Raw genomic sequence first — 12,254 nt, forward strand, 5'->3', positions numbered from 1 at the left:
TTTTATGGGGTTATTGATACTTGGATTAGGAAACCCTGGATTAGAATTTTCTTTAACTAGGCATAATGTTGGTTTTTCTCTTTTGGATAAAATTATTTCTAAAAACGGCCTTTTTTTAAAGAGAAAAAAAAAATATGAATATTCAGAATTAAGAATGATTTCTAGAAGAGTAATTTTGGTTAAACCTTTAACTTATATGAATCTAAGTGGATCTTTATTCCCTTCGATATTTTCAGATTTTTATATGTGTATAAAAAATTTATTGGTTGTTCTTGATAATGTTGATCTTCCTTTGGGGAAATGCCGACTTAAAGAGCGGGGTGGTGTGTCTACTCATAATGGCCTTAAGTCAATTTCAAGTGTTCTTGGAAGCTCTAACTTCAGCAGACTTTATATTGGAGTTGGAAGCAATGTTATGCATGATATAAAGAGCTTTGTTCTTTCTAGATTCTGCAAGGATGAAATAGATAGGCTTGAAAAATTGTATGATTTTTTAAGTGATGAGCTGATTGATATTAGCGAGGCAAATTTTAAAAATAAAGTTCAAAAAATCAATTCTAGTAATTTTTAATGCATTTTTTAGACGATAATATACAAATTAAAATAGATACATTTTATAAAAAAAATTCTTTAAATAAAAATCGAGTTATTGTTGCTTTTTCTGGTGGGGCTGACTCTACAACTTTATTATTAAATTTGAAATATTACTTGAGCGATAATGTTATTGCATTTTATTTTGCTCATTTTATTAGATCTGATAATGAACAAAATCAAGAGATAGAGCATGTAAGGGAGTTTTGCGATCTTTACAATATTGCTTTGCAAATTAAAAAATGCGATATAGATATAAAAAGTGAATCGGCTAGGTTGCGAGTATCTATTGAAGAGCTTGCAAGGAAATACAGATACAATGCTTTAGAAAATGCTCTTAAAGAAAATGGTGCAAATTATATTGCACTTGCTCATAACGAGAACGATCAAATTGAAACAATAATTATGAGATTTTTTCAAGGATCTTTTTTGGATGGTCTTTCAGGCATTCCTTGTGTCAATAGAAACATTATAAGGCCCTTGCTTGAGGTTTCAAGGTTAGAAATTGAAAATTTTTTATCTTTGAATAATATTAAGGTTTTTGTTGATAGTACAAATGCTCAAAATTTATATCTAAGAAATAGGGTTAGAAATAATTTACTACCTGCTATAAAAAATGTTTTTAAAGGATATGAAAAATGTCTTAAAAGAATATCTGAATTTTCAAAGGAATTTGCAGATTATTTTGAAAAAGATGAATTTTTTCCTGTTGAGAAAGGCAAATATTATTATTCTTTTGATTTGAAAACTTTTTTGGATTTTCCTAAATATTTGGTGTTTAGATTGATTTTTAAAATTTTAAATTCAGAAGGAATTGTAGCCAAAGTTTCCTATAAGGCTCTTAATGAGGTGTTTAAAGTAGATATTGATAGAAAGAAAAATAATGTTTTGTTAAAAACCAATGATTTTTTTTTAGAAAAAAGGCATAATAAAATTAATTTAATTTTTAAAAGGGATGAAAAGTTTTACAAACCTTTTGATTTTATTTTGGAAGTTGGTAAATGGTATAGTTTATCTTTAGGTAAGATTTTGCTAAAATATTTAGAGTGTAATGCAGCTTCTGTATCAAGGTTAAAATGTTGTTCTTATGAGTTTAGGTATAAATTTTTTAAGGATAGATTTAAAGCAAAAAAATTTTTTTCTAAGTTTATAAGGTGTAATCCAGGTTATTTAATGTTGTTAGCATTGGATAACAGGTTAATTGGAATTATTGATTTAAATACTTTAAACTTAGTATGGAGTGAAAAAAGCATTCTTAAAAAAATTAGTATATCTTTGATTGGAGGACTTTTAAAGGAATGAATGGCAATAATAATATGAATAATAATGGAAAATCTAATAATAAAAAGAAGAATAAAAATTGGATTTTAGGACTTGTTGTTGTTTTTCTAATTTCAGCGATATTTATGTCATATTTTATAAGGGGAGGGGAAAGCTATAAAAATGTTCCTTATAGTACTTTTCAGAGTTATTTAGACAATGGCTTAGTTGAGTCTGTAGTGATAATTGATAAAAATTTGATTCAATTTATTGTCAAGGGCTCTAACTTTGCAAAGTCTTATTTTTCTACCAGTATTCCCTATCTTGATATAAATTTACTTTCAGAGCTAAAAAGTAAAAAAGTAGAGCTTAGCTCAGGGAAAAGTCAAGCTTCTCTGATCGGGGTTTTATTACAAACTTTGCCATGGATTTTATTTTTTATTTTCTTTTTCTTTATATTTCGTCAAACTCAAGGTGGCGGTGGAAAAGTTTTTACATTTGGGAAAAGTACCGCACAAAAGTATGAAGCTGGAAAGAATAAAATCACCTTTAAAGATGTGGCTGGTCAAGAAGAAGTTAAACAAGAGCTTCACGAAGTTGTTGAATTTCTTAAAAATCCAAAAAAATTTGAAAAAATAGGTGCAAAAATCCCCAAAGGAGTACTTTTAGTTGGTTCTCCGGGTACTGGCAAGACTTTGCTTGCCAAAGCCGTTGCTGGTGAGGCTGGGGTTAGTTTTTTCCACATGTCAGGCTCTGATTTTGTTGAGATGTTTGTTGGGGTTGGAGCAAGTCGTGTTAGAGATTTATTTGATAATGCTAGGAAAAATTCTCCATGTATTATTTTTATTGATGAGCTTGATGCTGTTGGTCGAAGTCGTGGTGCGGGACTTGGCGGTGGGCATGATGAGAGAGAGCAAACTCTTAATCAGCTGTTGGTTGAAATGGATGGATTTGGAACGCATACCAATGTAATTGTTATGGCTGCCACAAATCGTCCAGATGTTCTTGACTCTGCTTTGCTTAGGCCGGGACGATTTGACAGGCAAGTAACAGTTTCTTTGCCTGATGTTAAGGAAAGAGAGGCAATATTAAATATTCACTCTTCAAAAACAAAGCTTTCGAAAGATATTAATTTACAAGTAATAGCAAGGGCTACCCCTGGGGCCAGTGGTGCGGATCTTGCAAATTTAATTAATGAAGGGGCCTTAATAGCTGCAAGGAATAATCAAGATGAAATTTTAATGAAGGATATGGAAGAGGCCAGAGATAAAATATTGATGGGGGTTGCAAAAAAATCCATGACTATTACTGATAGGCAAAAGCTTGAGACGGCTTATCATGAGGCTGGTCATGCTTTGCTTCACTATTATCTTGAACATGCTGATCCACTTCATAAGGTTACCATTATTCCAAGGGGCAGAGCGCTTGGTGTTGCATTTTCTCTTCCAAGGGAAGATAAGCTTTCAATAAACAAGCACCAAATTCTTGATAAAATAAAGATATGTTATGGTGGTTATGCTAGTGAGCAAATAAATTTGGGCGTTACAACAGCGGGTGTTCAAAATGATTTAATGCAAGCTACTAGCTTGGCTAAAAAAATGGTTACTGAGTGGGGAATGGGTGAGGAAGTTGGCCCAATATTTTTAGTAGACGATGAAGCGCCCATTTTCCTTCCAAAAGAGTTTTCAAAGGCTAAGGCTTATTCTGAGAACACTGCCGATAAAGTTGACAGAGAGGTAAAAAGAATACTTGAAGGATGTTTGAAAGAGGCATCAGATATCCTTGTAGAACACAAGGATCAACTTGTTAAGCTTGCAAAAGAACTTGTTTTAAAAGAAACTTTGACAGACAAAGAAGTAAGAGAACTTTTGGGTTTTGAGCCTAATAAAGATGAATATTTATTTTCAGCAGAATCTACTATAAAAGAAGTAAAGGAGGAAGATACAAAAGGTTAGGCAAGTGTTTATGTTTTATTTAAAGGTGATGTTCATTCTTTTTATTTCTATAAACCCATATGCAATTTCAGCCAAAGAAGATGAAGATATTTCAAATATTCTTTTCAATGAGTCTAAAAATTTTTCCAATTTACAAAAAGGAAATGATTTGATTTATGGATCTCTTGATTTCAATTTACTATCTTCAGACTCTCTTTATGAGCTTTCATTAAAAAAAAATGTTTCTTTAGCGAATAAAATTTATTTATTAAAAGAAGCAATTAATGTTAATAACTTTAAAGTAGCAACTCTTAAAGAAGTATACACTTATTATTTTGCGTTGCTTTTAAGACAAAATGAAAATAAGAGTATGTATGAAGAAATTATTGCTTTGTATGGAAACTTAAATGAAGAATTACAAATAGATAAAGATTTGATTTGCATGAGACTTGAAGCTTCTGAAAGACTTGAAAGTTTTGGAGATGATTTTAAAAAAATTTTATTTAAAGCTTTTTCTTTATATGGCAATGATTTTTTATTTTTTAAATGGTTTTTAAAAGAAGATAGATTTTTTTTTAGTATTTTTAATACTATTAAATCAAAAGAAGATTTTTTCTTTACACCCGAAAACATTAATTATATATTTAGAAATTCAAATTTTAATTATGACAATTCTGTTTCTTTGTTTTCTTTTCTTAAGGACAAAATTAAAGAATATAATGGAATTCACTGCATTTATTTTTTAAAATACAAACTTTTAGATCCCGCTGAAGCTTATAGGGTTTTTAAAAAATTTCCTCCTGAGACAATAAATGAATATAAAATGTTTTATGATCTTTTAGAGGATCCCGACATGAAGAGTAAATTTTTAGAAGATTATAAAAGTTTATCAGGAATTTATTGTATTGATAATAAAAATAATGTTGCCATACTCAAAGATGGAGTTTTAGTGGGTATTTTTTCGGGAATAGTAGATTTTGACAACAAATTTAGTTTAAATAGCAAATATTTTAATAAAATTTATTTTAAAGACAAGTCTCCAGTTTATTATGAGAATAGTTTGCTTGGTTATAAAATAAATTATTCTGTTTACCCTTACGTTGATATGATTGAGGTTCAATATCCTGATAAAAGGGATGTTTATACCTTTGCTTTACATACTTTTAAGTGCAATCTTTTTAACAATTTGGGTTGCAATTTTAATAATCTTGGGATTAGGGAGTTGTTCTTGCTTGATATTAAAGATTTTTTTATGCCAAATGCTTTAAATGTATTTTTTGAAAAAACTTCTGCTTTAGATATTAGATCAAGCTTGATAAGTAAAAAAAAATATTTTGGATCTAATTTAGTAGAAATTAAAAATTATGTGGTTGGAAGTTTGGTTTCAATTTATAGAAAAGTTAATGGTTCTAAAAAATTTAATTATATTGAGATTTATGAGAAAAATAAACTAAAAATAAAGAAAGCTTTATTGGATGACGATAGTTTTGAAAGTTTTTATTCTTTTGAATAAAAACTTTCATAGAATTCTAAGTTATTAATTTTTCGAATTTTAATGTTAATGCTTTTTGTTGTTCTTTATTTGTATAATTGAATTTTAATTTACTTTGGGGGGATTTTTGGGCTTTTGTTTAGATTTTGCTAATAAAGAAGATACTAAATTAAATAACATCGTCTATATCAGTCATTTTGATTTTAAAATTAAAGTAAACTTAATTCTTGTAGTTGGACCTATGGGAAGTGGAAAAACAGAATATGCTGCAAAAATTTATAAAGATTCGCTTGTTGTAAGAAAAAAATCTCTCAAGGTATTGGGCAATATTATTAAAGGAAATAGAAGCAGGGTTAATGTATTTTTTATTAGAAATTTTCTCGATAAGAGAAGGTTTCAAGATTATCCAGAAAACGTAATACCATATAGAGGTGGCGGAAAAGATAAAATTGATGAAATTGGTTTTGCTAAAAACTCTTTTGATATTGAAAATTTAATAGCTTCTAATCCCAATTGTGGCACTTTTATTATTGATGAGGCATGTTTTTATGATGAACGTTTAATTTTTGTTTTAAATAAAATTTCATTAAATGAGAATATTTTATTTATATTGCCCACACTGCTTTATAATTTTAGAAAAGAATCTTTTAATGATACTGCTAAGCTTTTGGTAGAATATTCAGATAAGATTTATAAGCTTGGAGCTTATTGTGGGCACATTGATTGCATGGAAGAATCTTTTTTTTCGTATAGGTATTATTTTTACAATAATAAAGAAATTCCAGCTCCTTATTTTGATCCTTTGCTTATTGTTGGTGGCGATGAAGAGATTGAATCTGCTATTTATCCAAATTACTCTACAAGATGTTCAATGCATCATTATCTTGTAGGCAAAGAATATTTTTTTTCTTTTTTAAAGCCATTTGCCTTGCTGTATTCACAAGGGGATAAAAAATTTCTTGAAAATGAGGTTGTGGCGTTAAGCACTGATGTTGAAAATTCAAATTTTGTAAATTCTTTAGCTAGTGAAAAAGCATGTGTATTTAGATCTGAAATTTTAAGAAATATTTTAGAACTGCCCTTTTTAGCAGAAAGAGCGTTAATAACTCTTTTCTCAGAATATAGCATCTTGAGTAAAGATAATTTTAAAGATCTTGTTTTTAAGTTTTCTTTAAATAAGGATTATATAAATAAAATTTTTTATTCCAAAGACGGCAAAGAATTTTTTTAATAATAATTTGGCCTTTGTTCGAAAAATGCTTTAGTTTCGTCAATTCTTAGTAGTTCTTTTTTAATAATGTCATAGTAATTAAGCTTTTTAAGAGAAATTTTATGGTATTCGTCTTCCCAGCTTGTTATTCCATCGTTTTCCAGTTTAACAGACTGGTAATTTTCAAGTTTTTTGTGGTATTTTAGTGCTTCATTGTAGTAATTAATAGCCATTTTATATAATTTTTTTGATTTTTCTAGATTGAGAATAATTCCATTTTTTTCTGGAGTTTTGAAAAAATATAAATTTCTTGTGTCAAATAGATCTCCCAAATATAAATTTTGCTTAACTAAAAGCAAATTGACATGCATTTTGAAAAGAAGTTTATATTTTTCCCACTGTTTTTTAGTTTCTATTTTAGTTAATGAGTATTTTGGATTTCCAAATGGGTATTTTAAGGCTTTTTGAAGAAAAAATATATTTTTTTTGTAGTTTTCAGGTTTCTTTTTCATTTGAGAGTTAAAGATTATATACCATTGTTCTGCATAATAAAATTTGGACGATGCATTTACCTTTGCAACTGCTACTAAAAGAAGTAAAATTAAGTTTATTTGGAATGTGACTTTTTTAAAGATATAATTAATCATATGATTAATTATATTAGAATTTTATTAGATTAAAAATTTTTTTTGCGTTTTTATCTAAATTATCTTTTATTGAATTATCAATGTAAATCACATTAATTTTTTTTTCTAATTTTTTAAATATTTTCAAATATTTTAGAACAATTTGTTCAAAAGTTTTGTATTTTTCAAGCTCAAAAAGATCACTTTGTGTTCTATTTTTTTGTATTCTTTCATAAGCTATGTTTGGGTCTGCTTCAATAAAGAATACTTTTTCAGGCAATGGAAAATTTTTATTTAATTCATATCCTAATTTTCCTTGATAGGCAATTGATGAGAATAAATAGCGATCAGTTATTATTTTTACTGGTTTTGTGTTTAAAATTTCTATTATTCCGCCTTTTTTATATAAATGATCGTGTCGATCTGCAGCATAAAGATATGCAAATGTTGATTCTTTTAAAGGATTTTCAAAATTCATTAATTGTGCTCTTATCATTTTTCCAATTATTCCGCTTGATGGTTCTTTTGTAAAATAATACCTTGATTCATCGTTGCAAAGAGCTTTTAGTTTATTGGCGATACTTGTTTTTCCGCTTCCATCAATTCCTTCTATGCAATAAAAGTTTTTCAATATTTTAATCACAAATATTTTTTTCTTCCTTTCTTTTGTTGTCGATAATTAGGTTATCGATAATTATTATATAATAATAATTATCGATATATGAGTTTATGAATTTGTTGTTTTTGAGAAGTAAGACATTTTTATTGTTGATTTTACCATTTTTTATTTTTGTTTTAATAATTTTTTCCATTAATCTATTTGTTCAAGTTCAAATTCATTCTGCGAAGTTTTTTGCCATAAAATATCTTGAATCAAAATTTGGCTTTAGTATTAAATATGATAAAATTTCACCATATTTCTTGTCTTCAATCAAGATAGACGGTTTAGAGTTAAGCCTGGATGGAAAAGATAAAATATTAATAGATATTGTTAGGGTAGATTTAAATCTGTTTAAATTAATTTTAGGTGATGAAAATATTATTTTAAATGTTTATGTTAAAGGGAGTAATTTAAATTTTGATATAAACGACTTTAGTGTATCTGGTGATTTAAATCCTAGTAATGTTTATCCCGACAATGGCAATGTAATTTTAAATAAAATTTTAAACTATCTTTATAGATTAAATATTAATTTAGAAAATATCAATATTAATATTAAGCTTAATAATAGTAGTTGGTTGAATTTTAAAGTTAAAAATTTTTCCTTAAGTACCGTAGATGAAGATTTTTTATTTAGCTCTGTAGTTGATTTTAGTGCTGTTAAAAATTTAGAAATTAATTTGCCATCCGAAAAAGTTGATGATGGTATTTTAGATTCAACTTTCTATTTTGAGGGTAAATTCAAAAAAGGTTTTAAGGATGGTTATGTTAATTTTAGTTTTTTTGAGCTTAAAACAAATTATTTTTCTTTACTTGAGCAAGGGTTCCAGATAAATTATTCAAAAGGAAATTTAAAAATTTTTAATTTACGAAGGGAGAATTTTGATTTTAATTTAAGTTATGATAAGGCTAATGATTTTGTTAGATTAGATGCTTTATTTTTCAATATTAATCTTTTAGATTGGATTAAGCTAAACAAAGGCTTTGAAGTTTATAAAGATTATTTTGACATAAGTTTAAATGGTCAATTGGCATTTTCTTATGATTTTAAGGATAAAGATTTAAGATATGCAGGAATAATAGATTCGTCTTTAAATGTAGACACTATAGGCAAAGAAATTCAAGGCTTACAGCTTGAAATCAAGGGGGATGATAGAATTGTAAGTGTTAAGAATGCTTTTTTAAAGCTTAAAAGGGGAGTTATAAACTATAAAGGTTATTATTCTCTTAAAGATTTGCTTCCAATAGGGCGTCTTAACTTTAAGTCTGCAAAAATTTTAAACTTTAACGATCTAAATGGGTATTTGGATTTTAAGAAAGATAAAGATATTTTTTTGGTTAAGTCTGATAATTTTAGTCTTGGAAATCTTAGTTTTCAAAATTTAAGTTTAAAAACTTCTTTTTTAAAGGATAAAATTTTTGTTGACTATTTGATTTATTTGGAAAATAAAGAATCTCAAATTTCTTTAAAAGGAGATCTTAATGATGAAGAATTTTCTCTTAATTTGGGCATTAAAGAATTTCCTTTGCTTTTTTTAAAAGAAGTTATTCCCAGTTCTCACTTAATAAATCTTTTCCCCAAGACTTTATTTTCAGGTAAGTATTTAAATTTAATTTCTGATTTTAATTTAAATAAATTTGATTATCATAAAAATAAATTAAAAAAATTCAATTTAATGGTATTTTCAAAGTTAGACAATTTCAAATTTGTGCTTGATGCTAGTGGAGAAAAAAATTTTTACAAATCAAACAATTTCGATTTGCAGTATAATGATCACAATTTGCATTCCAGTCTGTTTGTTGAGCTACTTGAAAGTGGATTTAATATTAGTACTAATTTTTCTTATTTGAAAAAAGTTTATCCTTTGCATTTTAATTTTAATCTTAAAGATAAGTTTATTGTTGCCGAATCTCCTCTTGGTATCAAATTAGATTTTAATTATTTTGATTCTAAAATAGTTTATGTCCTTAATGTTAATAATTTTAGGGTTTACAATAAAACTTCTGATCTTTTGATAAATATAAATTTTAATGGAAACTATTTAGCCCTTAATGAAGATTTGAAATTTAAAATAGATAAGTTTAATATAATAAAAGCTTCTAAAATACCTGCCTATAATTTCAATTTTGGTTTTAAGGGTTTATATGAATATAATAGATTGTACATTTCTGATGTTAAACTTATAAACAAGCTTTCAAATTTGCAAGGATATGGACAATTTAATTTAAAAGATAATTTTAATGGAAGTTTGAATCTATTTTCTAGCTTAAATTCAGAGAGATATTTTTTAGGGATTAATTCCGATGAATATGGAAGTTATTTTTTGCTTAAATTTCAAGGCTTAGATTTTTACAATTTTAATTCTTTATCTCTTTTAGAGGGAAAGGTTAATGGTAATTTTTTGCTAAATTTTAAAAAGAATGATTTTAAAAATTATTCCTTAAGTGGATATCTTGAGACAGATAAATTGACTTTATTGGGCGTTCCAGTTCAGTTTTCTATGAATTTAGGATTATTGGATAACAAGCTTAACATATACGATATAAAAGCCAAGCGCAATAAAAAAGAGTTTCTTACTGGAAGTCTAAGATACGATCTAAGCAGTTCTATAGGCGTATCTAATATGGTTTTTAATAGCGACTTGTTTTCTTACAAGTTTAATGCAAATTTTAGAAACTTCCAAAGTGGAGATGAAGAGCAATTTGGAGTTTTGAAAACCAAAACTGAGGGCGAATTTTTCTTTAGAGATATTAAATATAAAAATGAATTTTTATCCAATCTTACGATTGAATTTAGTAATGATTTTGAAAAATTTAATATGATCTCAATTGATTATGATCTTATTAATGTTTTATACCATTATGGCAGCGGAGAATATAGCTTTATTTTAAAAGATTATTTGCCTCTTAGTTTTAATTCGTCAGGTAAAATAATTAAAAATAAAATTCTTGGAAGTGTAAGAGATATTAAATTTGATTCAAAAATAATCACCAAAGATTTTTTAGATTCACATTTTTTATTTAATGTTGACAATCATTTTATTCTTTATGATCTTATTTTAAATGGCGAATTTGATATTGATGGAGATTTGTATAATCCCAATATTAATGGAAGTTTAAATGTTCAAAAAGGATCAATTAGCACCGAGTATTTAAGAGCTTCTAGAAAGTTTGGTGGAGATAGAGCTTTAGAAATATTTGATATGCCGGTTGAAATTCAGGATAATAAAATTATTTTTAGTAATGAGTTTAACCTAGATCGATATTCTAAGATTTTTGTTTCTACTAGTTTAAATTTAAATTTTTTAAGTGATACTATTATTGATTATTACAAAATAGATATTAATGTGACTGGTAGAACCGGAGTTCCTATTAAATTTGACAAAATTGCCTTAAGTTTTACAGGCTATGCTTTAGGCGATTTTTTAATCGAAGGAAATGCTGATGAAATTATGTTTAAAGGCGTTTTAAATATTTCAAATGCTTGGGTTTATTCTCTTGAAAGTTCTATTGTTGATTTATTAATAAATCCTTTCAAGCGAGCAAAAAGGCCCCAAACAGTTGATATTAATCTTATAGATTTTGATATTTTAACTGATCTTGAGATAAATTTTGATAGTGGTGTTACTTTTCATTGGCCAGATAGTAATATTTCTTTTTTACAAGCTACTATTTCAAGGGGGGATAAACTTATAATAAAATCTGATACAAAAACCGATGATTTTATTATTAAGGGTGATTTGAATATTGCAAGTGGTTTTGTTAATTATAATAATAAAAAATTTATCTTTAAAAGTGGCTCTTATATATCCTTTAATGAGAGTAGAGCTAAATTTGATCCATGGATAAAGGCAGAGGCTACAAATACTATTAAGGATAGAAATGACAAACTGCTTGTTACAATAAGTATTGATAGTCCTTTAAGTTTATGGAAAATTGAGTTTATGTCTTATCCTTCTAGAAATGAGCAAGAGATTAAATATTTGCTTTCAGGTTCAACAATAGGGGCGACTGAGGGAGAGGGAGGATTGCGATCGGCAGGGACTAATGCTGCTGAAATGGCAATTGGAATAGTAAGTGATATTGCTCTTGATTTTTTAATTCAACCCATTGAAGATTATATGCGTTCTGTATTAAACTTAGACTTATTGAGTATAAAGACAGATATATTGAAGAATTCTATTAATAGTAATTTTTTCAAAATTGGGAATCCTACTTTTGTTGATGTTCTTGACAATACGAGTGTTAAAGTAGGTAAATATCTGGTTGAAGGTGTTTTTATTAGTGGGGGTTTTGGTTTTTTGAAAGAACAAATGACTCCTTTTTCAAAAGATTTAAATTTTGTTATCAATTTGGGTATTGAGTTTGATTCTCCATTTTTTTTGGTTAATTATGAGTTTGATTACAATTTTATGAAAAAAGGTTTAGATGGAATAGGAAATAATATAGGCATTTCTTGGAAATTTAAATATTAAATTGT

The 12,254-nt window shown here is 27.1% G+C and carries 8 protein-coding genes; 6 read left to right on the forward strand and 2 right to left on the reverse strand.

The genetic code is table 11. The annotated features are described in order from the left end of the window. Nucleotides 1-4 precede the first annotated feature (4 nt). The 5 genes from pth (at nucleotide 5) to QIA46_RS03990 (ending at nucleotide 6,508) form a co-directional block, all read left to right on the forward strand. Nucleotides 5-571 carry an aminoacyl-tRNA hydrolase gene (pth, locus tag QIA46_RS03970; protein WP_317268509.1) on the forward strand — a complete coding sequence of 189 codons (567 nt, stop codon included), beginning with the start codon at nucleotides 5-7 and terminating at the stop codon, nucleotides 569-571. Next, nucleotides 571-1,893: a tRNA lysidine(34) synthetase TilS gene (gene tilS, locus QIA46_RS03975; protein WP_317268510.1), complete on the forward strand. Its 1,323-nt coding sequence runs from the start codon at nucleotides 571-573 to the stop codon at nucleotides 1,891-1,893. The genes pth and tilS overlap by 1 nt, the downstream gene beginning before the upstream one ends. Beyond that, on the forward strand, nucleotides 1,890-3,806 hold the full coding sequence (gene ftsH, locus QIA46_RS03980) for an ATP-dependent zinc metalloprotease FtsH (protein ID WP_316256432.1): 1,917 nt from the start codon (nucleotides 1,890-1,892) through the stop codon (nucleotides 3,804-3,806). Before tilS ends, ftsH begins: the two co-directional genes overlap by 4 nt. A gap of 10 nt (nucleotides 3,807-3,816) precedes the next feature. Then, complete coding sequence (locus tag QIA46_RS03985; protein ID WP_317268511.1) at nucleotides 3,817-5,298, forward strand: hypothetical protein; 1,482 nt, start codon at nucleotides 3,817-3,819, stop codon at nucleotides 5,296-5,298. 106 nt (nucleotides 5,299-5,404) lie between these two features. Next, on the forward strand, nucleotides 5,405-6,508 hold the full coding sequence (locus QIA46_RS03990) for a thymidine kinase (protein ID WP_317268512.1): 1,104 nt from the start codon (nucleotides 5,405-5,407) through the stop codon (nucleotides 6,506-6,508). On the opposite strand, the gene QIA46_RS03995 is transcribed toward QIA46_RS03990, so the two are convergent. Further along, nucleotides 6,505-7,134 carry a hypothetical protein gene (locus QIA46_RS03995; RefSeq protein ID WP_317268513.1) on the reverse strand — a complete coding sequence of 210 codons (630 nt, stop codon included), beginning with the start codon at nucleotides 7,132-7,134 and terminating at the stop codon, nucleotides 6,505-6,507. The genes QIA46_RS03990 and QIA46_RS03995 overlap by 4 nt on opposite strands. 13 nt (nucleotides 7,135-7,147) lie before the next feature. Beyond that, a complete protein-coding gene (tmk, locus tag QIA46_RS04000; RefSeq protein ID WP_317268514.1) occupies nucleotides 7,148-7,756 on the reverse strand; it encodes a dTMP kinase in 609 nt (202 codons plus the stop codon). Between the two features lie 86 nt (nucleotides 7,757-7,842). On the opposite strand from tmk, the gene QIA46_RS04005 reads away from it, so the two are divergent. After that, a complete protein-coding gene (locus tag QIA46_RS04005; protein WP_317268515.1) occupies nucleotides 7,843-12,249 on the forward strand; it encodes a translocation/assembly module TamB domain-containing protein in 4,407 nt (1,468 codons plus the stop codon). Nucleotides 12,250-12,254: the final 5 nt, after the last annotated feature.

This window comes from Borreliella carolinensis (assembly GCF_032595855.2).
GTDB classification, from domain to species: domain Bacteria; phylum Spirochaetota; class Spirochaetia; order Borreliales; family Borreliaceae; genus Borreliella; species Borreliella carolinensis.